23 protein-coding genes and 2 pseudogenes are annotated in these 24,290 nt (G+C 72.1%); 14 read left to right on the top strand and 11 right to left on the bottom strand.

Going from position 1 to position 24,290, the window contains the following annotated elements:
- The first annotated feature begins 87 nt into the window (after nt 1-87).
- The 3 genes from IE244_RS03650 to IE244_RS03660 are packed head-to-tail and all read left to right on the top strand — an operon-like array spanning nt 88 to nt 2,213.
- Nucleotides 88-465, top strand: a complete 378-nt coding sequence (locus IE244_RS03650) for a site-specific integrase (RefSeq protein ID WP_191871129.1) — start codon at nt 88-90, stop codon at nt 463-465.
- Between the two features lie 60 nt (nt 466-525).
- Nucleotides 526-1,977, top strand: coding sequence for an aldehyde dehydrogenase (locus IE244_RS03655; protein ID WP_191871130.1), 1,452 nt, complete (start codon nt 526-528; stop codon nt 1,975-1,977).
- 2 nt (nt 1,978-1,979) lie between these two features.
- Complete coding sequence (locus IE244_RS03660; protein ID WP_191871131.1) at nt 1,980-2,213, top strand: ferredoxin; 234 nt, start codon at nt 1,980-1,982, stop codon at nt 2,211-2,213.
- Nucleotides 2,214-2,347: 134 nt separating this feature from the next.
- Here the strand turns inward: IE244_RS03660 and IE244_RS03665 are convergent, their stop codons facing one another.
- Nucleotides 2,348-2,986, bottom strand: a complete 639-nt coding sequence (locus IE244_RS03665) for a TetR family transcriptional regulator (protein ID WP_191871132.1) — start codon at nt 2,984-2,986, stop codon at nt 2,348-2,350.
- Nucleotides 2,987-3,206: 220 nt separating this feature from the next.
- Here IE244_RS03665 and IE244_RS03670 point away from each other — a divergent pair, with 220 nt between their 5' ends.
- Genes IE244_RS03670 through IE244_RS03680 form a run of 3 tightly spaced genes read left to right on the top strand, consistent with a single transcriptional unit; the run spans nt 3,207 to nt 6,393 of the window.
- A complete protein-coding gene (locus IE244_RS03670) occupies nt 3,207-4,601 on the top strand; it encodes a glycosyltransferase family 4 protein (protein ID WP_191871133.1) in 1,395 nt (464 codons plus the stop codon).
- Nucleotides 4,595-5,329 (top strand): class I SAM-dependent methyltransferase, encoded by a 735-nt coding sequence (locus IE244_RS03675; RefSeq protein ID WP_191871134.1) that lies wholly within the window; start codon nt 4,595-4,597, stop codon nt 5,327-5,329. The genes IE244_RS03670 and IE244_RS03675 overlap by 7 nt, the downstream gene beginning before the upstream one ends.
- Entirely contained in the window at nt 5,326-6,393 is a 1,068-nt protein-coding gene (locus IE244_RS03680) for a prenyltransferase/squalene oxidase repeat-containing protein (protein WP_191871135.1), read from the top strand. Before IE244_RS03675 ends, IE244_RS03680 begins: the two co-directional genes overlap by 4 nt.
- Nucleotides 6,394-6,429: 36 nt before the next feature.
- On the opposite strand, the gene IE244_RS03685 is transcribed toward IE244_RS03680, so the two are convergent.
- Nucleotides 6,430-6,723, bottom strand: coding sequence for a hypothetical protein (locus IE244_RS03685; RefSeq protein ID WP_191871136.1), 294 nt, complete (start codon nt 6,721-6,723; stop codon nt 6,430-6,432).
- Between the two features lie 129 nt (nt 6,724-6,852).
- Here IE244_RS03685 and IE244_RS03690 point away from each other — a divergent pair, with 129 nt between their 5' ends.
- Nucleotides 6,853-7,437, top strand: coding sequence for a hypothetical protein (locus IE244_RS03690; RefSeq protein ID WP_191871137.1), 585 nt, complete (start codon nt 6,853-6,855; stop codon nt 7,435-7,437).
- Here the strand turns inward: IE244_RS03690 and IE244_RS03695 are convergent.
- From IE244_RS03695 to IE244_RS03715, 5 genes are all read right to left on the bottom strand, one after another.
- Nucleotides 7,434-8,444 carry an LLM class F420-dependent oxidoreductase gene (locus IE244_RS03695; RefSeq protein WP_191871138.1) on the bottom strand — a complete coding sequence of 337 codons (1,011 nt, stop codon included), beginning with the start codon at nt 8,442-8,444 and terminating at the stop codon, nt 7,434-7,436. The genes IE244_RS03690 and IE244_RS03695 overlap by 4 nt on opposite strands.
- 106 nt (nt 8,445-8,550) lie before the next feature.
- Nucleotides 8,551-9,378 carry a DUF5336 domain-containing protein gene (locus IE244_RS03700; protein WP_191871139.1) on the bottom strand — a complete coding sequence of 276 codons (828 nt, stop codon included), beginning with the start codon at nt 9,376-9,378 and terminating at the stop codon, nt 8,551-8,553.
- A gap of 83 nt (nt 9,379-9,461) precedes the next feature.
- Nucleotides 9,462-10,394 (bottom strand): N-acetylmuramoyl-L-alanine amidase, encoded by a 933-nt coding sequence (locus IE244_RS03705; protein ID WP_191871140.1) that lies wholly within the window; start codon nt 10,392-10,394, stop codon nt 9,462-9,464.
- Nucleotides 10,395-10,416: 22 nt separating this feature from the next.
- Nucleotides 10,417-11,070, bottom strand: a complete 654-nt coding sequence (locus IE244_RS03710) for a class I SAM-dependent methyltransferase (RefSeq protein WP_191871416.1) — start codon at nt 11,068-11,070, stop codon at nt 10,417-10,419.
- A gap of 111 nt (nt 11,071-11,181) precedes the next feature.
- The gene (locus IE244_RS03715; protein WP_191871141.1) at nt 11,182-12,930 is read right to left on the bottom strand and encodes an MFS transporter; all 1,749 of its coding nucleotides are present in this window, start codon (nt 12,928-12,930) and stop codon (nt 11,182-11,184) included.
- Between the two features lie 163 nt (nt 12,931-13,093).
- On the opposite strand from IE244_RS03715, the gene IE244_RS03720 reads away from it, so the two are divergent.
- From IE244_RS03720 to IE244_RS03735, 4 genes are all read left to right on the top strand, one after another.
- Nucleotides 13,094-14,281, top strand: a complete 1,188-nt coding sequence (locus tag IE244_RS03720) for a thiolase C-terminal domain-containing protein (protein ID WP_191871142.1) — start codon at nt 13,094-13,096, stop codon at nt 14,279-14,281.
- A 108-nt stretch (nt 14,282-14,389) separates the two neighbouring features.
- Nucleotides 14,390-15,820, top strand: coding sequence for an MFS transporter (locus tag IE244_RS03725; RefSeq protein WP_191871143.1), 1,431 nt, complete (start codon nt 14,390-14,392; stop codon nt 15,818-15,820).
- Nucleotides 15,821-15,872: 52 nt separating this feature from the next.
- Nucleotides 15,873-16,412: a SigE family RNA polymerase sigma factor gene (locus IE244_RS03730; RefSeq protein ID WP_191871144.1), complete on the top strand. Its 540-nt coding sequence runs from the start codon at nt 15,873-15,875 to the stop codon at nt 16,410-16,412.
- A gap of 26 nt (nt 16,413-16,438) precedes the next feature.
- A complete protein-coding gene (locus IE244_RS03735) occupies nt 16,439-17,233 on the top strand; it encodes a hypothetical protein (RefSeq protein WP_229853934.1) in 795 nt (264 codons plus the stop codon).
- 34 nt (nt 17,234-17,267) lie between these two features.
- Here the strand turns inward: IE244_RS03735 and IE244_RS03740 are convergent, their stop codons facing one another.
- Nucleotides 17,268-17,909 carry a response regulator transcription factor gene (locus IE244_RS03740; protein ID WP_191871146.1) on the bottom strand — a complete coding sequence of 214 codons (642 nt, stop codon included), beginning with the start codon at nt 17,907-17,909 and terminating at the stop codon, nt 17,268-17,270.
- Between the two features lie 275 nt (nt 17,910-18,184).
- Between IE244_RS03740 and IE244_RS03745 the strand changes: the two genes are divergently transcribed.
- The gene (locus IE244_RS03745; protein WP_191871147.1) at nt 18,185-19,753 is read left to right on the top strand and encodes an alpha-L-arabinofuranosidase B; all 1,569 of its coding nucleotides are present in this window, start codon (nt 18,185-18,187) and stop codon (nt 19,751-19,753) included.
- Here the strand turns inward: IE244_RS03745 and IE244_RS03750 are convergent.
- The 3 genes and pseudogenes from IE244_RS03750 to IE244_RS03755 form a co-directional block, all read right to left on the bottom strand.
- Nucleotides 19,731-21,005: a sensor histidine kinase gene (locus IE244_RS03750; RefSeq protein ID WP_191871148.1), complete on the bottom strand. Its 1,275-nt coding sequence runs from the start codon at nt 21,003-21,005 to the stop codon at nt 19,731-19,733. The two genes, IE244_RS03745 and IE244_RS03750, sit on opposite strands and share 23 nt — an antisense overlap.
- A 17-nt stretch (nt 21,006-21,022) precedes the next feature.
- Nucleotides 21,023-21,247 (bottom strand): annotated as a pseudogene (locus IE244_RS41730) (ABC transporter permease); the annotation flags it as partial.
- A pseudogene (locus tag IE244_RS03755) lies at nt 21,244-22,073 on the bottom strand (ABC transporter ATP-binding protein); the annotation flags it as partial. The pseudogenes IE244_RS41730 and IE244_RS03755, both read right to left, overlap by 4 nt.
- Before the next feature lie 243 nt (nt 22,074-22,316).
- On the opposite strand from IE244_RS03755, the gene chsH3 reads away from it, so the two are divergent.
- Entirely contained in the window at nt 22,317-23,174 is an 858-nt protein-coding gene (gene chsH3, locus IE244_RS03760) for an enoyl-CoA hydratase ChsH3 (protein WP_191871149.1), read from the top strand.
- 31 nt (nt 23,175-23,205) lie between these two features.
- Nucleotides 23,206-24,282, top strand: coding sequence for a Zn-dependent alcohol dehydrogenase (locus tag IE244_RS03765; protein WP_191871150.1), 1,077 nt, complete (start codon nt 23,206-23,208; stop codon nt 24,280-24,282).
- Nucleotides 24,283-24,290: the final 8 nt, after the last annotated feature.

Raw genomic sequence — 24,290 nt, forward strand, 5'->3', positions numbered from 1 at the left:
CGCCCCCGTGGCGATCGAGCACTTGGACACTATGGGCGGGGCATGTCCGCGACAATGCAAGATCGAAGTTCTGAGGAGAACTTGAGGGTGCAGGATCCGCCGTCCGGGGTCCTGCACGTCACTCAACAGGTCAAGGTCGTGGAACGGAAGCTGGTCTTCGCTCCGCCGAAGAACGGCAAGCTCCGTGATGTGCCGCTGCCGGACTCGGTCGCCTTCGCGTTCGCCGAGCACATGACGGCCTTCCCGCCGGCCGAAGTCACGCTGCCCTGGATGCGCCCCGACGGGGAGCCGGTGACGAAGCTCCTGTACTTCACGGCCGCTGAGGGCGGGGCGGTCTGGCGCAACGCCTTCAACACGCACGGCCCACGAGGCCCCGACGGCCCACGGGTTCCGACCTCGCCCCTGATCATCGGGAAACCGCTGGTCAGGGGCATTCTCGTCCTGTCCGTGGACTACTTCAACTAGAACTGGTATCAGTTCTGAGGCTGCGTCAGAAAGTTGCTCTGTGCTGGGAGGCGGTAGGCCATGGCCGAGCTCGTGGAACACGGACAGCTGTTCATCGGCGGGGAGTTGACCGATCCGCTGGGCAAGGACGTCATCGAGGTGATCTCGCCGCACACCGAGCGGGTCATCGGCCGGGTGCCGCACGCCTCCCGCGGGGACGTGGACCGGGCCGTGGCCGTGGCGCGCCGCGCCTTCGACGAGGGGCCGTGGCCGCGGACGACCCTTGAGGAGCGGATCGAGGTCGTCACCCGGATCAAGGACGGGATCGCCGCCCGGCACGAGGAGATCGCCCGGGTGATCTCCTCGCAGAACGGCTCCCCGTACTCCTGGAGCGTGCTCGCCCAGGCGCTCGGCGCGATGATGGTGTGGGACGCGGCGATCAGGGTCGCGCGGGACCACACCTACGAGGAGCGCAGGGACGGCGTCCTCGGGCCGATCCTCGTCCGCCGGGAACCGGTCGGTGTCGTCGCCGCCGTGGTCCCCTGGAACGTTCCGCAGTTCGTCGCCGCCGCCAAGCTGGCCCCCGCGCTGCTGGCCGGCTGCACGGTCGTACTCAAGCCGTCCCCCGAGTCCCCGCTGGACGCCTATCTGCTCGGTGAGATCGCCCGCGAGGCCGGCCTGCCCGAGGGTGTGCTCTCCATCCTCCCCGCCGACCGCGAGGTCAGCGAGTACCTGGTCGGCCACCCCGGCGTCGACAAGGTCTCCTTCACCGGCTCGGTCGCGGCCGGCAAGCGGGTGATGGAGGTCGCCGCCCGCAACCTCACCCGGGTCACCCTGGAGCTGGGCGGAAAGTCGGCGGCCGTCGTCCTGCCGGACGCGGACGCGGGGACTGCGGTGTCGGGCATCGTCCCGGCGGCCTGGATGAACAACGGGCAGGCCTGCGTGGCCCAGACCCGCATCCTCGTCCCGCGCGCCCGCTACGACGAGTTCGCCGACGCCTTCGTCCAGGCCGCGAGCGCGCTGCGGGTCGGCGACCCGCTGGACCCGGCCACCCAGGTGGGCCCGCTGGTCGCCCGGCGCCAGCAGCGGCGCAACCTCGACTACATCCGCATCGGTCAGGAGGAGGGCGCCAAGATCCTCACCGGTGGCGGCCGACCGGCGGGTCTGGAGCAGGGCTGGTACGTCGAACCGACCCTCTTCGGCGACGTCACCAACGCCATGCGCATCGCCCGCGAGGAGATCTTCGGCCCGGTCATCTGCCTGCTCCCGTACGGCGACGAGGCCGAGGCCGTGAAGATAGCCAACGACTCCGACTACGGCCTCTCCGGCAGTGTGTGGACCGCGGACGTGGAGCACGGCGTCGAGATCGCCCGGCAGGTCCGCACCGGCACCTACTCCGTCAACACCTTCAGCCTGGACATGCTGGGCCCGTTCGGCGGCTACAAGAACTCCGGACTCGGCCGGGAGTTCGGCCCCGAGGGCTTCGGCGAGTACTTCGAGCACAAGATGATCCACCTGCCGGCGGGGGCGTGAGCATGGGCGACCGCTGGCACGTCGAGGTCGACCGGTCGGTGTGCATCGGCTCGGCCCAGTGCCTCCACCACGCCCCGCGCGCCTTCCGCCTCGACCCGGCCCGCCAGTCCCATCCGGTGGACCCGGACCCCGACGCCGCCGAACCCATCCTCGCGGCGGCCGAGAGCTGCCCGGTGGAGGCGATCCTGATCACCCTGCCGGAGAACGGGGAGGCGGTGTTCCCGCCGGAGGACTGACCCGTCCCACGGGCGGAGGGCGCGGCCGGAGGCCGTGCCCTTGTGGACCTGCCCGGCTCCGCCGAGGGGCCTTGTGGTCCTGCCCGGCTCCGCCGAGGGGCCCTGTGGACCTGCCCGGCGCCGTCCCGAAGCCCCTACGACCTGTCCGGCTCCGTCAAGTCGATCAGGCGGCAGACCGTCTCGATGTCGATCTTCACCTGGGCGATGGAGGCGCGGCCCGAGAGCCAGGTGATCAGGGCCGAGTGCCAGGTGTGCTCGATGACCCGGACCGCCGAGAGCTGCTCGGGCGTGGGGTCCTCCAGGCCCATCGCGTCCAGGATGATCAGTGTGGTCTGCCGGGAGACCTGGTCGACCTCGGGCGAGACACTGCGGTCGGCGAAGGTCAGCGCGCGGACCATCGCGTCGGCCAGGTGCGGCTCGCGCTGGAGGGCGCGGAAGGCGCGCATCAGCGTCTCGGCGACCCGCTCGGCGGCCGTGTGGCCGGCCGGGGGCTTCTTGCGCAGGGTGCCGTGCATGTGCTCCAGCTGGTCCTGCATGGTCGCGACCAGCAGATGCACCTTGGAGGGGAAGTAGCGGTAGAGGGTGCCCAGGGCGACCTGGGAGGACTCCGCCACCTCGCGCATCTGTACGGCGTCGAAACCGCCCCGGCTGGCCAGCTGGGCGCTCGCGTGCAGGATCCTGCGGCGGCGGGCCTCCTGGCGCTCGGTGAGCGGAGACGACGGAGACGGCGAAGGCCGGACCGAACTGGCTTCCACCTTGGATTCCGCAGGCATGGGTCCCGTTCCGTGACAGTCGGTGAAGGCGTCTGTGGGGCACGTGATCAGACAGCATGGCAGGACGACTCGCCGTGGCGCGAATCACCTGATCCACTGCTCACAGCGCCCCTACCTGCCGGTAGATTCAGAGCCTCTTGAACGATCAAGTCTGAAACTTGTTCTAGATTACCGTCCCGTCGTAGTCTCGCGGGACAGTGCAGGCAGAAGGGGGCACGGAGTGACCGCTGAGGCCCGGGACGCGGGTGCCCAGGAGGACCCCGCGGCCGACGGCGAGCGACCGCTCGACATCGCGCTCCTCACCTATAAAGGGAACCCGTTCTGCGGCGGCCAGGGCGTCTACGTCCGCCATCTCTCGCGTGAGCTGGCCCGCCTCGGCCACCGCGTCGAGGTCATCGGCTCGCAGCCGTACCCCGTCCTCGACGAGGGCTACCCCAGTCTCACCCTCACCGAGCTGCCCAGCCTCGACCTCTACCGCCAGCCCGACCCCTTCCGCACCCCCGGGCGGGACGAGTACCGGGACTGGATCGACGCCCTCGAAGTCGCGACGATGTGGACCGGCGGCTTTCCCGAGCCGCTGACCTTCTCGCTGCGCGCCCGCCGCCACCTGCGGGCCCGGCGCGGCGACTTCGACGTTGTCCACGACAACCAGACGCTGGGGTACGGCCTGCTCGGCGACATCGGCGCCCCGCTCGTCACCACCATCCACCACCCCATCACCGTCGACCGGCAGCTGGAGCTGGACGCGGCCGAGGGCTGGCAGCGCCGCTACTCGGTGCGCCGCTGGTACGCGTTCACCCGGATGCAGAAGCGCGTCTCGCGCCGGCTGCCCTCGGTCCTCACGGTCTCCGGCAGCTCCCGGCAGGAGATCGTGGACCACCTCGGCGTCCGTGACGACCGCGTCCACGTGGTCCACATCGGCGCCGACACCGATCTGTTCGCGCCGAATCCGGCCGTGCCCGAGGTGCCGGGCCGGATCGTCACCACCTCCAGCGCCGATGTGCCGCTCAAGGGGCTGGTGTTCCTGGTGGAGGCGCTGGCCAAGGTGCGCACCGAGCACCCGGCCGCCCATCTCGTCGTCGTGGGCAAGCGCCCGGCCGAGGGCCCGGTCGCCCAGGCGGTCGAGCGCTACGGCCTCGAAGACGCCGTCGAGTTCGTCAAGGGCATCTCCGACGCCGAGCTGGTCGACCTGATCCGTTCGGCCGAGGTCGCCTGCGTGCCCTCGCTGTACGAGGGCTTCTCGCTGCCCGCCGCCGAGGCCATGGCCACCGGCACCCCGCTGGTCGCCACGACCGGCGGCGCGATCCCCGAGGTCGCCGGCCGCGACGGCGAGACCTGCCTGGCCGTACCGCCGGGCGACGCGGGCGCGCTGGCCGCCGGGCTCGGCCGGCTGCTCGGCGACCCGGAGCTGCGGGCGCGGCTCGGCCGGGCCGGCCGGGAGCGGGTGCTGCGGAAGTTCACCTGGGCCCGCGCCGCCGAAGGCACGGTGACCCACTACCGCGAGGCCATCGCCCGCTCCGCGGGCCCCCGCCGCCCCGCGGCCCAGGTTCCCGGCCGCTCCGCGGTCCCGGCAAGTGTTGCAGGCGTCTCTTCCGAAAGCAGGGCCACGTGCTGACCGTCGACTTCTCCCGGTTCCCGCTCGCCCCGGGCGACCGAGTCCTGGACCTCGGCTGCGGGGCCGGCCGGCACGCCTTCGAGTGCTACCGGCGCGGCGCCCAGGTCGTGGCCCTCGACCAGAACGCCGAGGAGATCCGCGAGGTCGCCAAGTGGTTCGCGGCGATGAAGGAGGCCGGGGAGGCACCCGAGGGCGCCACCGCCACGGCCATGGAGGGCGACGCGCTGGCCCTGCCCTTCCCGGACGAGTCCTTCGACGTCGTCATCATCTCCGAGGTGATGGAGCACATCCCGGACGACAAGGGCGTGCTCGCCGAGATGGTCCGCGTGCTCAGGCCGGGCGGACGCATCGCCGTCACCGTGCCGCGCTACGGCCCCGAGAAGGTCTGCTGGGCGCTGTCCGACGCCTACCACGAGGTCGAGGGCGGCCACATCCGCATCTACAAGGCCGACGAGCTGGTCGCGAAGATCCGCGAAGCCGGCCTGAAGCCGTACGGCAGCCATCACGCGCACGCCCTGCACTCGCCGTACTGGTGGCTGAAGTGCGCGTTCGGCGTCGACAACGACAAGGCGCTGCCCGTGCGGGCGTACCACAAGCTGCTGGTCTGGGACATCATGAAGAAGCCGCTCGCCACGCGGGTCGCCGAGCAGGCGCTGAACCCGCTGATCGGCAAGAGCTTCGTGGTCTACGCGACCAAGCCGCACCTGCCCTCGGTGGACGCCCGGTGACCACTCCCCGGACAGAACACCTCGTCCTGCCCGGGGTCCTCACCGCCGAGCAGGCCGTCGCGACCGTCCGCGGCATCCTCGCCGTGCAGCGGGAGGACGGTGCGATCCCGTGGTTCCGCGGGCACCACCTGGACCCGTGGGACCACACCGAGGCCGCGATGGCCCTGGACGCGGCCGGCGAACACGAGGCGGCCGAGCGGGCGTACGACTGGCTGGCCCGGCACCAGAACGAGGACGGCTCCTGGTACGCCGCCTACGCCGACGGCGCCCACGACGACGTCACGGACCGCGCCCGCGAGTCGAACTTCGTCGCCTACATAGCCGTCGGCGTCTGGCACCACTACCTGTCCACCGGCGACGACACCTTCCTGGACCGCATGTGGCCGACCGTCTACGCGGCCATGGAGTGGGTGCTTGCACTGCAGCAGCCCGGCGGCCAGATCGGCTGGCGCCGTGAGGACGACGGCACACCCACCGCGGACGCCCTGCTCACCGGCAGCTCCTCCGTCCACCACGCGCTGCGCTGCGCGCTCGCCATCGCCGAGCAGCGCGAAGAGCCGCAGCCGGACTGGGAGTTGGCGGTCGGTGGGCTCCGGCACGCGATCCGCCGGCACCCCGAGCGCTTCCTCGACAAGGACCGCTACTCGATGGACTGGTACTACCCGGTCCTCGGCGGCGCGCTGACGGGCGAGGAGGCCAGGTCCCGCATCGAGGAGTCCTGGGACCGCTTCGTCGTGCCCGGCGTCGGTGTGCGCTGCGTGGTGCCCAACCCCTGGGTCACCGGCGGCGAGTCCAGTGAACTCGCGCTGGCCCTGTGGGCGGTGGGGGAGTCGGACCGTGCCCTGACGATCCTGCAGTCCATCCAGCATCTGCGCGACCCCGGGAGCGGCCTGTACTGGACGGGCTACGTCTTCGAGGACGACGCGGTGTGGCCCCGGGAACTCACCTCCTGGACGGCCGGCTCCCTCCTCCTCGCCGTCGCCGCGCTCGGCGGCCACGAGGCCACGTGCGCGGTCTTCGGCGGCGAACACCTGCCGACGGGCCTGGACCCCGACTGCTGCTGAGCGCTGCGGGGCACTGACGCGCTCCCGTGGGGCGCGTCAGTGGCGGTGCATGCGGTTGGCGATGGCGTGGCCGACGAACAGGTAGACCACCGCGGCCAGGCCGTAGCCGGCCACGACCCTCGCCCAGGCCTTGTCGAAGGTGAACAGATCGTGCGACCAGCCGGCGAGCCATGCGGCGGCGTCGTGGACGAACTGGACCAGGCTGTTGGCCCGGTTCGCGTCCAGCAGGTACATCAGGATCCACAGGCCGAGGATCAGGGCCATGATGTCGGCGACGACCGCGATGACCGTCCCGGCCTGGTTCGCACCGTTGCGATATCGAGGGGACATACCTTCCGGATTGCCGGGCGACGCCCGGTGAAACCCGGACGGCGTCCCCCGAGTGGCGGAACCGGCCCTCACGGGCGAGGCTGCCGGAGGAAGCAGATCGCTCGGGGAGGACACGTCCGGAGGACTTCCGTGCCCGTACCGATACGGCGCCTGTGCGTGGCGCTCACGCTGTGCTGTGCCCTGCTGGCCGGCTCCACCGCCTGCGGCAGCGGCGAGAAGGCCGGCGAGAAGAGCAGTACGAAGGACACCACGGCGGTCCAGGCCGTCCCCGCCGCCGGGACCCCCACCCCGACCACCTCCGCGGAACGGCGCAAGTTCGCCAAGACCCGTTTCGTGCTCGACGCCGGTCTCGCGGCCGGCGCCACCTACCAGTGGATCGTCAAGCCCTGGAAGGCCGGGAAGTTCAAGAAGGGCGCCAAGGGCCGCAAGACGGCTCTGGTGAAGGCCGGTCTGGCCGGTGCCTTCGCCTACAACCGGCTCAAGGCGGCCCAGAAGAACGCGCAGGGCGACCCGACGCTCGCCAAGGCCCTCGCGCCGCTCACCGCCGGCATCGAGGCCCTGAAGAACCTGCCGTCCAAGCTGCGCCAGGGGGACACCGGCGCGGCCTCCGCCTTCGACGACGTCATCAACAACGTCAAGAACGCGGGCGCGAGCGCCGGCGCCCCGGTCAAGAACCAGGTGCCCTCGGCGTCCCAGCTGGCCAAGGGCGGCTAGGAGTTCAGCTCCGCCAGCACCCTGAGGGTGTGCGGGTCCGGTGACAGGGCCAGCAGGTCCGTCACCGGGCCCGCCCGCCACAACTGAAGCCGCTCGGCGATGCGTTCGCGCGGGCCGACCAGCGAGATCTCGTCGGCGAAGGCGTCCGGCACCGCCAGCACCGCCTCCTGTCGCCGCCCCGCGAGGAACAGTTCCTGGATCCGCCGCGCCTCCTCCTCGTACCCCATGCGCGCCATGAGGTCGGCGTGGAAGTTGCGGGCGGCGTGCCCCATCCCGCCGATGTAGAAGCCGAGCATCGCCTTGACCGGCAGCAGCCCCTCGGCGACGTCGTCGCACACCTTCACCCGCGCCATCGGAGCCACCAGGAACCCCTCCGGCACCTTCCGCACCGCCTCCCCGTACACCTCGGGCCGGCTCGGCGCCCAGTACAGCGGCAGCCAGCCGTCGGCGATCCGGACCGTCTGCGCGACGTTCTTCGGCCCCTCGGCCCCGAGCAGGAGGGGCAGGCCGGGCCGCAGCGGATGCGTGATCGGCTTCAGCGGCTTGCCGAGCCCCGTGCCGTCCGGCCCCCGGTAGGGCAGCGGATGGAACCGCCCGTCCACCTCCACCGGCGCCTCACGCCGCAGCACCTGCCGTACGACGTCCACGTACTCCCGGGTCGCGGTCAGCGGCGACTCCGGGAACGGGCGGCCGTACCACCCCTCCACCACCTGCGGCCCGGACAGGCCGAGCCCGAGCATCATCCGCCCGCCGGAGAGGTGGTCCAGGGTGAGCGCGTGCATCGCGGTGGTGGTCGGCGAACGTGCGGCCATCTGGGCAACCGCCGTGCCCAGCCCGATCGTTGACGTCCGCGCGGCGATCCAGGTGAGCGGTGTGAAGACGTCCGATCCCCAGGACTCCGCCGTCCACACGGAGGCGTAGCCGAGCCGCTCCGCCTCCTGGGCGAGCGGCACATGACCGGTGTCCGGACCGCGTCCCCAGTACCCGAGTGCGAGACCGAGCCGCATCCGATCTGCCTCCTGACGGTCCATCAGTTCACCGGTGGGGAGGCGACTGTACGACAACGGCCCCCCGCCCGGAAGGGCGAGGGGCCGGGGTACGGCGGGTGCGGGCTCAGCCGCGCTGGATGCCGGAGGTGTCCTGGAGCACGCCACGGCGGCCGTCCTGGGTCTGCGCGACCAGCGCGGCACCGCGCTGCTCGACGGCCAGGTACCAGGTGCCCGGCGCCAGTTCGGCGATCGGGGTCGGCGAGCCGTCCTCCGCGAACAGCGGCCGGGCGACCGGGACGGCGAACCAGAACGGGGAGAAGTCCGCGGCGGCCGGGGCAGGCTGCGCCGCCGCCGGAGCGCCCTGCGGCTGCTGCCCGAACGGCTGGCCCGGCTGCGGCTGGGCACCGTACGGCTGCGCCGGGGCACCCGGGTAGCCGTAACCACCCTGCGGCTGAGCCCCGTAGGGCTGCGGGGCGACCGGCTTGGGGGCCGGGAGCAGGTCCGCCTTGAGGGCGGGGACCAGGGGGGTGGCGACGGCGGCGGCGGCCATGATGAGGGTGGCGACGAGTGCGAGGATCAGGCCCGTGCCGGCGCTGGGCGCCTTGTCCTCGGCCGCGCCGGGGAGGTTGTCCAGGCCACCGACGGGGTCGATGACGTTGCCGAGCGCGCTCCAGGCGGCGAACACCGCGAACGCGACGCCGATGGCGCCGAGTTCGAGACCCGCGACCTTGCGCGGCTGCGGCAGGGCGCGAGCGATGACGACGAGCGCGGCGGCGATGATCCCCGCCAGGACAACGCCGAGCAGGACCGGTCCGCTCTCCCAGAGGTTCGGCAGGTCAACGCTGTCGGGCAGCTCGTCGTACGAGTAGTTGTCGAGGAACGACGCGATGAACAGCACCACCGCTGCCACGATCACCACGCCATCGCCTCTAGTGAGGGAGCGGATATTCACTTCAGGTCCTTCGTAAGTCGTCTCGTCGTCGGTAGACACTACCGTCCGCAAGATCCGGCTGTCCGGCCGGTTCCGCCCGCCGCTCACGACTCGCGCAGGAAACTCACGATTCCCTCAGAGATCCCTTGCGCCGCCTTCTGCCGCCAGGCGCCGCTGGTCAGTAGTGCCGCGTCCTTGCTATCGCGCATGTTGCCGCACTCGATGAACACCTTGGGAACCGTTGACAGATTGAGACCGCCCAGGTCCGTACGTGTGACGAGACCGGTACCTTCGCCGAGGTAGTTGGACGGCGGCTCGCCGGTGTCGCGCAGGAACGTGCCGGCGATGCGCGTACCGAGGTCGTGCGAGGGATCGACGATCGGGCGGGTGTCGGCGGCACCGGCGTGCACCGACCCCGGCAGGATCACATGGAAGCCACGGTTGCCCTCGGCGGAGCCGTCGGCGTGGATCGAGATGGCCGCGTCGGCGTGCGCGGCGTTGCCGATCCGGGCCCGCTCGTCCACACACGGCCCCCAGGCGGGGCTGTCACCGTCACGGGTCAGCTTCACCGTGGCGCCCTGCGCCTCCAGCAGCGTGCGCAGCCGGTGGGCGACGTCGAGCGTGAACCGGGCCTCCGTGTACCCGTCGTTGGTGGACGTCCCGGTGGTGTCGCACTCCTTCCAGTTCGTCCCGATGTCCACCTTCTGGTTGATCTCGGACGTGTGCTGGAAGTTGCCCGGGTTGTGGCCGGGGTCGACGACGACGACCTTGCCCTGCAGCGAACCGGACGCGGGCGTCGCCCCCGAGTGCTGTTTGCCGTCGTCCGCGGGGGAGGCGGAGCGGGTCGAGGGTGCGGGGGAAGCGGCGGAGCCGCGCGGGGCCGGGGCGGCGGAGGCCCCGTCACCGCCGCCCACCGTCTGGTACACCACCCAGCCGAGCAGCGCGCCGGGCACCAGCGCGGCGAGCGCCACGGTCAGGGGGCCGCGCCGGGGACGGCGGGGCTGCGGGGGATCGAAGTCCGGGCCTGCGTACGACACGTCTGCGACTCTAACCGGGACGTCAGATCCCGGCGCCCGTTCGCCGCAGGACACGCAGAGAGCCGGTCGCCGAGACCTCCGTGAACGCCCCGGACGCGAGAGCCCGCAGGTACACGCGGTACGGCGCCTGACCGGTGAACTCGTCCTCGGGGTCCGGGAACACGTCGTGGATGACGAGGAGGCCCCCCTCGGCCACGTGCGGCGCCCAGCCCTCGTAGTCGGCGGTGGCGTGCTCGTCCGTATGGCCGCCGTCGACGAACACGAGACCGAGCGGCGAGCCCCAGACGGCCGCGATCCGCGGCGAGCGCCCCACGAGGGCGATCACGTGCTCCTCCAGACCCGCCCGGAACAGCGTGCGGCGGAAGGCCGGCAGGGTGTCCATCAGCCCGATCTCCGGGTCGACCGTCTCCGGGTCGTGGTAGTCCCAGCCCGGCTGCTGCTCCTCGCTGCCCCGGTGGTGGTCGACGGTCAGCGCGCTGACCCCGGCCGCACGGGCCGCGTCGGCGAGCAGCACGGTGGAGCGTCCGCAGTAGGTCCCGACCTCCAGCAACGGCAGCCCCAGCCCGCCGGCCTCCACCGCGGCCGCGTACAGCGCCAGCCCCTCGTCCACGGGCATGAACCCCTTGGCCGCCTCGAACGCGGCCAGGATCTCGGGCTGGGGGGCGGGGACGGGCATGGGGCGCCTTCCGGTCGTACGGCTGTTCAGGTGCCCCATGCTGCCGCACCCCCCGCCACGGGTGTGACAGGGGGTGCGGAGGGCGCCCGAAGTGTTCCGGGGCTCCGGGCCCTAGGCGCTCACCGTCTCGCCGGGCAGCGAGAGGTCCAGTTCGACCGCCCGCTCCTCACCGGAGTGCGTGGCGGAGGAGGCGAGCGGGCCATGGCCGGAGGCCTTCGCGGCGAGCACGTACGCCCCCTGCGCCGGCACGGCGAGCGCATAGCCGCCGTCCTCGCCGGAGACGGTCGCCCCCGCCTGCCGCCCCCGCCGGTCGATCAGCGTCACCTTGGCCCGGGCGACCGGTGCACCGCCGGCGTCCAGGACCCGCCCCCGGAAGCCGCGCAGGACCTCCTCGGCCCGCTCCAGCACGGCGTCCTCCTCGCTGCTCGCCCGGAGCTGGGTGTGCTGCTGCTGAGCCGGGCGGCCGGCCTTCGGCAGGAACAGGGCCAGCAGCAGGCCCACCGCCACCGCGGCCGTGGCGATCAGGAAGGACACCCGGAAGCCGTGCATGGTCGGGACCGCGATGCCGCCCACGTCGTTCGCCGTGTTGGCCAGCACCATGCCGATGACGGCGCTGGACACCGAGGTGCCGATGGACCGCATCAGCGTGTTGAGGCCGTTGGCCGCGCCGGTCTCCGAGGCCGGGACCGCGCCGACGATCAGGGCGGGCAGCGAGGAGTAGGCGAGACCGATACCCGCGCCGAGCACGACGGACGTGACGATCGTCTGCCAGGCCGCGTCCATCAGGCCGAGGCCGCCGCCGTAGCCGAGGGCGATGATCAGCAGGCCGATGATGAGGGTGGTCTTGGGGCCGTACCTGGCGGACAGGCGGGCGTAGACCGGTGCGGTGAACATCATCGTCAGGCCCAGCGGGGCCACGCACAGACCGGCGACGACCATGGACTGGCCGAGGCCGTAGCCGGTCGTCTTCGGCAGCTGGAGCAGCTGGGGAAGGACGAGCGAGACGACGTAGAACGCCACCCCGACCATGATCGACGCGAGGTTGGTGAAGAGGACGGCCGGGCGGGCGGTGGTGCGCAGGTCGACCAGGGGCGCCTGGACGCGCAGCTCGTACAGGCCCCACAGCGCGAGGACCGCGACCGACGCGGCGAACAGGCCGAGCGTGGTGCCCGACGACCAGCCCCAGTCGCTGCCCTTGGTGATGGGCAGCAGGAGCAGGACCAGGCCGGTGGACAGGCCGAGCGCGCCGAGCAGGTCGAAGGAGCCCTCCGCCCGCATCGGGGACTCGGGCACCACGAGGAGGGTCAGGACGATGGACAGCGCGCCGAGGCCGGCGGCGCCGTAGAACAGGGCGTGCCAGTTCGTGTGCTGCGCGACCAGGGCCGCGGCGGGCAGGGCGAGGCCGCCGCCCACGCCGATCGAGGAGCTCATCAGGGCCATGGCCGAGCCGAGCTTCTCGCGCGGCAGCATGTCGCGCATCAGGCCGATGCCCAGCGGGATCGCGCCCATCGCGAAGCCCTGCAGGGTACGGCCGACGATCATGGTGAGCAGCTGGCTGGTGACCGCGCTGACCAGGGCGCCGACCACCATCACGGCCAGGCTGAGGATGAGCATCCGCCGCTTGCCGTACAGGTCGCCGAGCCGGCCCATGATCGGGGTGGCGACGGCGCCGGACAGCAGGGTCGAGGTCAGGACCCAGGTGGCGTTGGAGGGCGTGGTGTCCAGCAGCTGCGGCAGGTCCTTGATGACCGGCACGAGCAGGGTCTGCATCACCGCGACCACGATGCCCGCGAAGGCGAGCACCGGGACCACGGCGCCGCCGGCCCTCCGGCCGGGCTGGTCGGTCGTCGTGTGGGTCATGAAGTCGAGGCCTCCCCGTAGTGATAAGTGCCGGGTAAACCTCGTATGCACAGGCAACTATTCCGTTGCTTCAGGCCTCTAATGAATCCTTGACCACTTCATGGGATTCTGATCGCCCGTCAGGGGGTGGTACATTTATGGAACACGTTCTAATCTGCGCGCCATGAAGGCCTATGTCGCCGGGGTCGGGATGACCAGGTTCGAGAAGCCCGAGACCCGTTCATGGCAGTACTGGGACATGGTGCGGGAGGCGGGTGGCGCGGCTCTGGCGGATGCGGGCGTCGTCTACACCGATGTGGAACAGGTTCCTGTCGGCTACTGCTTCCAGCCCTCGACCGCCGGCCAGCGCGCCGCCTACGAGCTGGGGCTCACCGGCGTCCCCGTCTACAACGTCAGCAACAACTGCGCGACCGGCTCGACCGCGCTGATGCTCGCCCGGCAGCTCGTGCAGGGCGGCGCCGCCGACTGCGTCCTGGCGCTGGGCTTCGAGAAGATGAAGAAGGGCGCGCTGGGCGGAGGGGCCGACGGCGGCGACTTCTCCACGTCTCCGGTCGCCCGGCACTACGGCGTCATGGCCGCTCGGCACGGCTTCGAGCAGACCCCGCCCACCGCGCAGATCTTCGGTGGCGCGGCCCGCGAGCACATGGAGAGGTACGGCACGACCGAGGCGCAGCTCGCCGCGGTCGCCGCCAAGAACCACCGGCACTCCGCGCACAACCCGCGCGCCCAGTTCCGGGACGTGTACGACGTCGCCGGCGTCCTCGCCTCCCGTACGGTCCACCGGCCGCTGACCAAGCTCCAGTGCTCGCCGACCTCGGACGGCGCGGCGGCGGCCGTGGTGGTGTCGGAGCGGTTCGCCTCCCGGCGCGGGCTCACCGGTCTCGTGGAGATCGCCGGGCAGGCCATGACCACCGACACCGAGGAGTCCTTCGCGTCCGGCTCTTGCATCGACGTCGTCGGTCAGCCCATGTCCCGGGACGCGGCCCGGCAGGCGTACGAACGCGCCGGGCTCGGCATCGACGACGTCGACGTGATCGAGCTGCACGACTGCTTCTCGGTCAACGAACTGCTGACGTACGAGGCCCTCGGCATGTGCGCCCCGGGGGAGTCCGGGAAGCTCGTCGAGTCGGGCGCGACGACGTACGGCGGCCGGTGGGTCGTGAACCCGTCGGGCGGGCTGATCTCCAAGGGGCATCCGCTGGGCGCGACCGGGCTGGCCCAGACGGCCGAGCTGGTGTGGCAGCTGCGCGGCCGGGCGGGGAAGCGGCAGGTGCCGCGGGCGCGGGTGGGACTCGCGCACAACATCGGGCTGGGCGGGGCGGCGGTGGTGACCGTACTGCGCGCTGTGTAGGCGGCACCCTGCGGCGGTCCTGGGCCGCGGGACCTAGGACCGGTGGGCCGCACCGGTGGTCCGAAATGACGATGCAAGGACCGTAACCCGGTTGAGAGCATGACACCCATGCTGGAAGCCGCCGACACCACACCGCTCATATCCCGCCGTACGACCGCGCCGACCTGGCTGGTGGTGGCGCTCGCCTGCGCCGGACAGTTCCTGGTCGTCCTCGACGTGTCGGTGGTGAACGTCGCCCTGCCGTCCATGCGCGGCGGCCTCGGCCTCACGCCGTCCGGCCTGCAGTGGGTGGTGAACGCCTACGCCATCGCCTTCGCCGGGTTCATGCTGCTCGGCGGCCGGGCCGGCGACCTGTACGGGCGCAAGCGGATGTTCCTGGTCGGCCTCGGCCTGTTCACGCTGGCCTCGCTGGGCGGCGGCCTCGCCCAGGAGGGCTGGCAGCTGCTGCTGGCCCGGGCCGTGCAGGGACTGGGCGCGGCCGTGCTGGCCCCCTCGACGCTGACCCTGCTGACCTCCGCGGTGCCGCAGGGGGCGGCGCGGGCGCGCGCGATCGCCACCTGGTCCGCGGTCGGCGCCGGTGGCGGGGCCGCGGGCGGGCTCGTCGGCGGGGCGCTCGTGGACCTGCTGTCCTGGCGCTGGGTGCTGCTGATCAACGTGCCGGTGGGCGCGCTGGTGCTGGCCGGCTCGATGCGCTGGCTCACCGAGAGCCGGGCCGGTGACGGCCGGCGCCTGGACCTGCCCGGCGCGCTGCTGGTGACGGCGGGCCTGGCGACCCTCGCGTATGGCATCTCGCAGACCGAGGAGGAGGGCTGGACGGCCGCCGCCACCCTGCTGCCGCTGCTCGCCGGGCTGCTGCTGACCGGCCTGTTCCTGCTGGTCGAGGCGCGTACGGCGGCGCCGCTGATGCCGCTCGGGCTGCTCCGGCTGCGCTCGGTCGCCGCGGCGAACGCCGCGATGTTCGTCTCCGGCTCGGCCATGTTCTGCATGTGGTACTTCATGACGCTCTACGCCCAGAACGTCCTCGGCTACTCGCCGCTCCAGGCCGGAGTCGCCCTCGTGCCCAGCTCGCTGGCGGTGGTCGTCGGCTCCAAGCTGGCGCCGCGCCTGATGCGGGCCGCCGGCGCGCGGACCACGGCGACGCTGGGCACGCTGGTGGCCGCGGCGGGATTCGGCTGGCAGTCCACGATGAGCGCCCACGAGGCGTACCTCACCGCGATCATGATCCCGGGGATCCTGATGATGCTGGGCGCGGGCCTGGCGGTGACCCCGCTCGCCTCCCTCGCCACGTCGGGGGCGGCGCCGGGGGAGGCGGGGGTGGTGTCGGGGCTCGTCAACACCTCGCGCACCATGGGCGGTTCACTGGGCCTCGCCGTGATGTCCACCGTCGCCGCGGCCGGCACGGGCGGCGGCCACGGCCCGCAGGCGCTGACGGACGGCTACGCGCTGGCCTTCCGGGCCAGTACGGCGGTGCTGCTGGGCGGCGCGGTGCTGATGCTGGTGTGGCTGCCGCGAGGAGATTCCGCGACTTCCCGGGGATGAGGCAACGGTCCGGGCGCCCCGTGGACTCCTTCTGACATCAAGGGAGGTGCCCATGGGGGACGGGAAGAACGCTCGGAACGACGAGTTCCAGAGCTTCATGGTCGGCCGCTGGCCGCGCCTGATGCGTACGGCGTTTCTCCTCACGGGGGAGCAGCACGCCGCCGAGGACCTGGTCCAGTCCACGCTTGAGCGGGTCTATGTGGCCTGGCGGAAGGTCGGCGCGGCCGACGATCCCGAGGCCTACGTACGGCGCGTGATGATCAATCTGCATGCCCGCAGACACAGAAGAAGGCTCAAGGAGTTCCTGGCCCCGAAGGACGACTCGGGCCTGGTGCGCGAGGTGGCCGAGGCGGGGGACCGGATCGCGCAGGCCGACGACCGCGGCGCGCTGCTCACGGCGCTCGCCCAGCTGCCCGCGCGGCAGCGGGAGGCGGTGGTCCTGCGCTACTGGGAGGACCTGACGGAGACCCAGGCGGCGGAGGCGATGGGCTGCTCGGTCGGCACGGTGAAGAGCAACGCGGCCAAGGGCATCGCGAAACTCCGGGCCGTACCGGGGCTGGCCGACACGGTGACGTACGGAGGGCGGAAGTGATGGGCGCGGAGCGGGAGAACCACGACATGACGCAGACGGACATCGCCCTCCTCCTCGCGGACGCCGCGGACGAGGTCGAGATCGGTACAGCCCCCGTCCAGGCGGTCATCCGGGGCGGCCGGCGCCGCAGAGCCCGCCGCTGGGCGGTCGTGACGGCCACGGCCGTCGTGCTGACGGGGTCGACGGGGGCGACGCTGGCGGTGACGGGCCTGCCGGGCGGCGGCCACGGGGACCGGCACGGAAACCTGACGACGGAACCGACCTCGCCCGAGGACCGGCATGTGTACGAGCCGCAGCGGACCGAGCTGTCGCGCGGCCTGTACCAGGGCACGCCCTGGTACGTCGACCTCCAGGTGTGGGGAGCGCCGCGGAACAGGACCGAGGCGGACCGGCAGTACGTCGCCATGCAGGAGCTGAACCTGATGGCCGCCGTGGACAAGCCCACCGACCTGATCGGCAAGACCTCCTACTTCGTGACCCGGAAGTTCGGCGACCAGCCCCCGCGGCAGGTCATGTTCGACGCCAGGCGGAAGCTGGAGCGCCTCACGGGCAGGGACCTGGAGTCAGCCTCCAACCCCCTGGACGACACGAGCTCGACATGGGACCACCTGGTGGTCGGGAAGGTCGCCGAGACCGCCCAGGAGGTCACCTGCACCTGGAAGGACGGCACGACCACCAAGGCCAGGAGCGGCCCGGTCGTCTACGAGCACAACCTGCCCCGTCCGGCGATCGTGCCGGCCGCGGGCTATCCGGGGGCGAAGTGGTTCGTGTGCGTCGCGCCCGAGGGCACGGCGTTCAAGGACGCCGAAGTGACGCGATGACACCGCAGCCGGCAGGAGGGGCCAGGAGTCCCGGTCACAGCCACCCCTGTTGCCGGGCCTCCCGTACCGCCTCCGCCCGGTTGCGGGTGCCCGTCTTGCCGATCGCCGAGGACAGGTAGTTGCGCACGGTGGACTCGGACAGATGCAGCTTCCCGGCGACGTCGGCGACCGTCGCCCCGTCCACCGACGCCTTCAGCACCTCGCACTCACGGGCCGTCAGCGGATTCGGTCCGGCGCTGAGGGCGGCGGCGGCCAGCGCCGGGTCGACGACGGTCTCCCCGGTGAGCACCCGCCGGATCGCCGCGGCCAGTTCCTCGACGGGCCCGTCCTTGACGAGGAAACCGGCCGCTCTGGCCTCCATGGCGCGGCGCAGATAGCCGGGCCGGCCGAAGGTGGTGAGGATCAGCACCCTGCAGTCGGGCGCCTGCTCCCGCAGCTCGGCCGCCGCGTCCAGCCCGCTGACGCCCGGCAGTTCGATGTCCAGCAGGGCCACGTCCGGCCGGTGGGTGAGCACGGCGTCGACGATGCCGTCCCCCGAGCCCAGCTGGGCCACCACCTCGATGTCCTCCTCCATGCCGAGCAGCAGAGCGAGCGCGCCGCGCATCATGCCCTGGTCCTCGGCGAGCAGCACCCGAATGGACTTGGTGGTCCGGTGCTCGCGGGGCATCTCGTTCATGGAGTCAGGTTACGGCGGACCCGCCGACCTGGAACGGCGCCGATCCCGAGCCCGTGCGCCCCCGCACCGGGCGGGGCGGGTACGGCCGGCTGTCGATTAAAGACTTGGCATGGTCCGGTGCAGCGGGGGTTGACGCTCCGAGACGGTGATCAAACAATCGCCCCTGCATTTCCAGGAATCCGTGCCATTTCCGCCGTCGAATAGGTTCGGTATTTCGATCGAACGACGTCCGAGATATCGACCAAAGAAGTCGACCAGAGAATCCGAGGTGCACCGTGCTCACGAGGTCCCCCCACATCCGCCCCGGGCGGCTGAGAAGCGCCGCCCTGTCCGTCCTCGCGGTCTGCGCGACCCTCGCCGCGCTGCTGCTCGGCACCGGTGCGCCCGAGGCCGCAGCGGCGGGTTCGCTGCCCTGTGACGTCTACGCCGCCGCGGGCACCCCCTGCGTCGCCGCGCACAGCCTGGTCCGGGCGCTGTACGGGTCGTACGGCGGCCCGCTCTACCAGGTGCAGCGCGCCTCGGACGGGGCGAAGAAGAACATCGGGCTGCTGTCCGCCGGCGGCTACGCCGACGCGGCGGCCCAGGACTCCTTCTGTGCCGGCACGACCTGCGTCATCACCGAGATCTACGACCAGTCCGCCCGGCACAACAACCTCACCGTCGAAGGCGCCGGCGGCGCCGGAGCGGCCGATGTCGGGGCGCCCGCCGACGCCCTCCCGGTGACCGCCGGCGGCCATCAGGTCTACGGCCTGGAGATCTCCGCCGGCATGGGCTACCGGGACAACTCCACCTCGGGCGTCGCCGTGAACGGGCAGGCCGAGGGGATGTACATGGTGACCTCCGGCACCCACGTCAACAACCGCTGCTGCTTCGACTACGGCAACGCCGAGACCAACAACAAGGACACCGGCAACGGCCACATGGACGCCATCAACTTCGGCACCGAGTGCTGGTTCTCGCCGTGCTACGGACAGGGCCCCTGGGTGCAGGCCGACCTGGAGAACGGGCTGTTCCAGTCCGACGCCGGACACAGCAGGAACACCTCCGACACGGGCACCGGACCCCTTCCTTTCGTGACCGCCCTGCTCAAGAACAACGGACAGAACCATTTCGCGCTGAAATACGGGAATGCCCAGTCCGGCGGGCTCACGACCACCTATTCCGGGGGTGAACCGACCACGAGCGGATACGCGCCGATGCATCAGGAGGGCGCGATCGTCCTCGGCACCGGCGGCGACAACAGCAACGGCTCCATCGGCTCCTTCTTCGAGGGCGTGATGACCTCCGGCATCCCGACCGACGCCGCCGACGCCGCCGTCCAGGCCGACATCGTCTCCGTCGGCTACGGCGGCGCGAGCGGCAGCGCCGGCACCCTGAACCCCGGTGCGGAGATCTCGCTGCGCGCCACCACCTCCTGCTGCACCACCGACTACGTCCGCCACCAGAACGACGCCGGCGTGCTCTCCTCGATCACCTCGGGCAGCTCCGCCCTGGACAGGAACGACGCGACCTGGATCGTCCGCCGCGGCCTCGCGAGCGGCTCCTGCGTCTCCTTCGAGTCACGCAACTACCCCGGCGACTTCCTGCGCCACCACGACTACAGGCTCTACCGCCAGCCCATGGACGGCACCGCCCAGTTCCGGGCCGACGCCACCTTCTGCCCGCAGAGCGGCAAGAGCGGCACCGGCACCTCGTTCGCCTCGTACAACTACCCCACGAGGTACCTGCGCCACTACGCGTACAACCTCTACATAGCGAGCGACGGCGGCTCCGACGACTTCGACAGCAGCACGTCCTGGAGCGACGACGTCAGCTGGGCGGTCAGCTCGCCCTGGGCGCCGTAGCCGCCGCGTCCGCGAACGCCGCCGACACCACCGGGAGTTCGGCGGTCACCGCGAAGCCGCCGCGCGGCGACGGGCCGGCCGTGAGCGAGCCGCCCGCCGCCGCGAGGCGTTCGGTCAGGCCCTTCAGTCCCGTGCCGCCGATGCCCTGCTCGGGCCGGCTCACGGGCCTGCCGCTGCCGTTGTCGGTGACGGTGAGCCGGGCCTGCTCGGCGCCGCAGTCGACGGCGATCTCGCAGCGGCCGGCGTCGCTGTGCCGGACCACGTTGGTGACCGCCTCGCGCACCACCCAGCTCAGCAACGCCTCCGTCTGCGGTTCGAGCGGTACGCCGGACTGGCGCACCACCGGCTCCACGCTCGCCGCGGACAGCGCCGAACGGGCCCGGGTCAGCTCGGTGGCGAGGCTGCCCTCCCGGTAACCGGTCACCGCCTCACGGATCTCGGTGAGCGCCTGCCGGCCCACCGACTCGATGTCCGCGATCTGGCCCAGCGCCGCGTCCATGTCGCGCGGGGCCAGCCGCCTGGCCGCCTCCGACTTCACCACGATCACCGACAGCGTGTGCCCGAGCAGGTCGTGCAGGTCCCGCGAGAAGCGCAGCCGCTCCTTCTCCACCGCGCGCCGGGCCAGCTCCTCGCGGGCGGCGCGCAGTTCCCGCACGGCCTCGGACAGGCCGAGGATCGCGGCGGTCACCATGCTGGAGATGAAGGTGGCGTAGCCGATGCCGGACGCGTCCCCCCACCCGCCGCGGACGTACGAGACGGCGCCCGCGTACACCGAGAGCAGCAGGCCCGTCCGGCCCAGCCACGGACCGCGCAGGGCCGCGCCGGTCGCGAGCCCGAGCAGCGGGAAGAAGGTCAGCCAGTCACCGCCGTAGCCGAGTGCCAGACCCGTGGTCACCAGGGCCATGATCAGCAGCGCCAGCCGGGTGGAGAGCGCCTCCCGCCTGTCCCGTTCGAAGGAGCGGAAAGTGACGTAGAGGTAGAGGGAGTTGAAGGCCAGCAGGCCCAGGCCGCCGACCCACGGGTTCGGGGTCCTGCCCTGGAGGAGGTTGGAGAGGGACCCCATCCCCATCAGCAGCCAGGGCAGCAGGGCGAAGCCGGTGGGCGGCGGACCCGGATGGTCGACGTCCGGCTCCTTGCCCTGTTTGCGGGCGGCGCGCTGCGCGGCCTTGAAGCGCTCGTGCGCGGCGCGCCACTGGTGCCGTTCGGCCCGCAGGGCCTGTATCCGGCACCGAACTCCCCGAACCCATGTCATCTTTGTGTTTCCCCCGGTCAGATGGTCCCCGCCCGACGGCGGTACGACAGCACAGCGTACGAACCGAACAGAACGAGCCAGGCCGTCAGGACGATGATGGCACCGGCGCCCGGCGCCTGACCCTCCGCTACGGCGGTCCCCAGCTGCGCGAACCGGTGGGTGGGCGTGTACGCCGACAGACCGCGCAGCCGGCCGGGGAACAGGCTGACCGGGAACCACGGTCCGCCGAGCACCGCGAGCCCCTGATCGCGCCCAGCCCGGCCAGCGCGATCGCCGTCGCGTCGGAGTCGTCCGTACGGAGCCGGGCCCGGTCGCCGGCCACCTCCACCGACCGGACGCCCGGCAGCGGGGCCAGGTCCTCGGGCTCCCGGCCTGCCAGGTCCACGGTGACCAGGTTGCCGCCCGCCCGGCGCCGCAGGTCGTCGCCGTGCCCTCGGCGACGATCCGGCCCCGGTCGATGACCACGATCCGGTCGGCGTACGCGTCCGCTTCCTCCAGGTGGTGCGTGGAGAACAGGACGGTGTGGCCCCGGCGGGCGTAGGTGCGCATCGACGCCCGGAAGGCGTGCCGGGCCTCCACGTCCAGCGCCGCCGTCGGCTCGTCCAGCACCAGCAGCGCCGGGTCCCCGGCCGGCGCGAGGGCGAACCGCACCCGCTGCACCTGCCCGCCGGACAACCGGTCCACCCGCCGTCCGGCCAGGTCCGTGATCCCGGCCAGCTCCAGGGCCCGCGCCACCGGCATCGGGGCCGGATGGCGGGAGGCCATGAAGGTGACCAGCTCGCCGACCGTGACCCGGGGCACCGGCCGTGCCTCCTGGAGCATCGCGCCCACCCGCCCCGCGCGCACCGACCGCCCGGGTGTCGCGCCGAACAGCCGCACGGCGCCGGCGCCGGGCTCGTACAGCCCCGGCAGCAGCCCGATCGGGGTCGACTTGCCGGCGCCGTCGCGGCCCAGCGGCGCCTCGGTCTCGCCGTGCCCGATCTCCAGGTCCGCCCCGTCCCCCGCGCGTACCGCGCCGTACGTCCTGACCGCCCCCGAGAAGGAGGCGGCGCTTCCCCGTTGCGTCATGCTCACGACGCTAAGGGGCCCGGTCCTCCCACCGGCAGATACGCATGTACGGACCCGGGCAGTACAAATGTCACCTCCCAGCAGAACTGACACAGCGTCAGGAGCCTTCACATGTGGGGGGCGCTGGGCTATACAGAGGGCGCCGGACTGGAACGCGTTCTAGATCGGCCCGTAGCGACCTCGGTGCGGCCGACGGTGCGGACGTCCGCACCGGGGTCTTGAACCGCCAGTGTCAGGAGCCGTATGCCCATCGACGCAGCGAAAGCCCTCGCGGCCGGACCCCGGACCGGCGAGATCTCCTGGACCACCAAGGACGTCCAGCTCTACCACCTCGGCATCGGCGCCGGCCTCCCCGCCACCGATCCCGACGAGCTGCGCTACACCCTGGAGTCCCGGCTGCACGTCCTGCCGAGCTTCGCCACCGTCGCGGGCTCCGGCGCGCCGGGTGTGATCGGCGGGCTGTTCCTGCCCGGTGTGGAGGTCGAGCTCGCCAAGGTCCTGCACGGCGGGCAGACGCTGGAGATCCACCGGCCCATCCCGGCCCAGGGCACGGCGACCGCGACTCGCCGGCTCGCCGCCGTCCACGACAAGGGCAAGGCCGCCGTCCTGGTGCTGCGCACCGAGGTCGCCGACGACGACGGCCCGCTGTGGACCGACGACGCGCAGATCTTCGTCCGGGGCGAGGGCGGCTTCGGCGGCGACCGCGGCCCGTCCCGCCGCCTCGACCCGCCCGCCGGCGAACCCGACCGGACCGTCGAACGCCCCGTCCGCGAGGACCAGGCCCTGCTGTACCGCCTCTGCGGCGACTGGAACCCGCTGCACGCCGACCCCGAGTTCGCCAAGCTCGCCGGATACGAGCGGCCCATCCTGCACGGCCTGTGCACCTACGGCATCACGCTCAAGGCGGTCGTGGACACACTGCTCGGCGGCGACGTCACCCGCGTCCGCGGCTACAGCACGCGGTTCGCCGGGGTGGTGTATCCCGGCGAGACCCTGCGCATCCGCATGTGGCGGGAGCGGGGCGGCGTCCGGGTGGCCGTGAGCGCGGTGGAGCGGGGCGACGCGCCCGTCCTCACCGACACCGTCGTCCACCACTCCTGAGCCAGCCCACCTTCGAGGGGAGAGCCGCACCATGCGCGCAGCGGTACTGCACGAGATCGGCCAGGAAAAGCTGGAGGTCCTCGACGACGTCGAGGCCGTGGGGTTCGGCCCCGGCCGGGTCAGGGTCCGGGTGCGGGCCGCCGGGCTGTGCCACTCCGACCTGTCGGCGATGAACGGGGTGCTGCCCCAGCCCGCGCCGTTCGTGCCGGGTCACGAGGGCGCGGGTGAGATCCTCGAAGTGGGGGAGGGCGTACGGCACCTGAAGCCGGGTGACCGGGTCGTCATCTGCTGGCTGCCCGCCTGCGGCGCGTGTCCGGCCTGCGGACGCGGCCAGAGCGAACTGTGCCTGGCCGGCTTCATGAACGCGGGCACCCCGAACTTCAGGCGCTCCGGCACGGACGTCTTCGGCTTCGCCGGCACCGGCACCTTCGCCGAGGAGGTCGTGGTCGACGCCGGCTGTGCCGTGCCGATCCCCGAGGACGTGCCCTTCGACATCGCCGCGCTGATCGGCTGCGGGGTCACGACCGGGCTCGGTGCCGCCCTCAACACCGCCGACGTCCAGGCCGGTTCGTCGGTCGCCGTCATCGGCTGCGGAGGCGTCGGCGTCTCGGCGGTGCAGGGGGCGCGACTGAAGGGCGCCGCCGAGATCGTCGCCGTCGACCCGGTCGCCTCCCGGCGCGAGTCGGCGCTCAGGTTCGGTGCCACGAAGGCCGTCTCGCCCGAGGAGCTGGCCGACGCCAAGCAGCAGGTCACCGGCGGCGAGGGCTTCGACTACGTCTTCGAGGTCGTCGGCCGGTCCGCCACCGCCCGCACCGCCTACGAGAACACCCGGCGCGGCGGCACCCTCGTCGTGGTCGGCGCCGGCGCCATGGACGACTTCCTGCGGCTCAACATGTTCGAGCTGTTCTTCGACGAGAAGCGGATCCTGCCGTCCATGTACGGCGGCGGGGACGTGCTGCGTTCCTACGAGCGCACCATCGCCCTGTGGCGGGCGGGCCGCGTCGACCTGGCCGGGCTGATCACCCACCGGGTGCCGCTGGCCGGGATCAACGAGGCACTGGACCAGATGCGTACCGGGACGGCCCTGCGTACGTGCGTCGAGATCTGAGGACGGGG

This window comes from Streptomyces filipinensis (assembly GCF_014649495.1).
In the GTDB taxonomy this organism is placed as follows: domain Bacteria; phylum Actinomycetota; class Actinomycetes; order Streptomycetales; family Streptomycetaceae; genus Streptomyces; species Streptomyces filipinensis.

Excerpts from the sequence above, each read along its gene's own strand:
- IE244_RS03735 (WP_229853934.1), top strand. The coding sequence starts at position 16,439 with ATGACGCAGACGGACATCGCCCTCCTCCTCGCGGACGCCGCGGACGAG.
- IE244_RS03750 (WP_191871148.1), bottom strand. The coding sequence starts at position 21,005 with ATGACATGGGTTCGGGGAGTTCGGTGCCGGATACAGGCCCTGCGGGCC.
- IE244_RS03710 (WP_191871416.1), bottom strand. The coding sequence starts at position 11,070 with ATGCCCGTCCCCGCCCCCCAGCCCGAGATCCTGGCCGCGTTCGAGGCG.
- IE244_RS03740 (WP_191871146.1), bottom strand. The coding sequence starts at position 17,909 with ATGAACGAGATGCCCCGCGAGCACCGGACCACCAAGTCCATTCGGGTG.
- IE244_RS03730 (WP_191871144.1), top strand. The coding sequence starts at position 15,873 with ATGGGGGACGGGAAGAACGCTCGGAACGACGAGTTCCAGAGCTTCATG.
- IE244_RS03695 (WP_191871138.1), bottom strand. The coding sequence starts at position 8,444 with ATGCGGCTCGGTCTCGCACTCGGGTACTGGGGACGCGGTCCGGACACC.
- IE244_RS03765 (WP_191871150.1), top strand. The coding sequence starts at position 23,206 with ATGCGCGCAGCGGTACTGCACGAGATCGGCCAGGAAAAGCTGGAGGTC.
- IE244_RS03715 (WP_191871141.1), bottom strand. The coding sequence starts at position 12,930 with ATGACCCACACGACGACCGACCAGCCCGGCCGGAGGGCCGGCGGCGCC.
- IE244_RS03725 (WP_191871143.1), top strand. The coding sequence starts at position 14,390 with ATGCTGGAAGCCGCCGACACCACACCGCTCATATCCCGCCGTACGACC.
- IE244_RS03655 (WP_191871130.1), top strand. The coding sequence starts at position 526 with ATGGCCGAGCTCGTGGAACACGGACAGCTGTTCATCGGCGGGGAGTTG.
- IE244_RS03660 (WP_191871131.1), top strand. The coding sequence starts at position 1,980 with ATGGGCGACCGCTGGCACGTCGAGGTCGACCGGTCGGTGTGCATCGGC.
- chsH3 (WP_191871149.1), top strand. The coding sequence starts at position 22,317 with ATGCCCATCGACGCAGCGAAAGCCCTCGCGGCCGGACCCCGGACCGGC.
- IE244_RS03665 (WP_191871132.1), bottom strand. The coding sequence starts at position 2,986 with ATGCCTGCGGAATCCAAGGTGGAAGCCAGTTCGGTCCGGCCTTCGCCG.
- IE244_RS03720 (WP_191871142.1), top strand. The coding sequence starts at position 13,094 with ATGAAGGCCTATGTCGCCGGGGTCGGGATGACCAGGTTCGAGAAGCCC.
- IE244_RS03685 (WP_191871136.1), bottom strand. The coding sequence starts at position 6,723 with ATGTCCCCTCGATATCGCAACGGTGCGAACCAGGCCGGGACGGTCATC.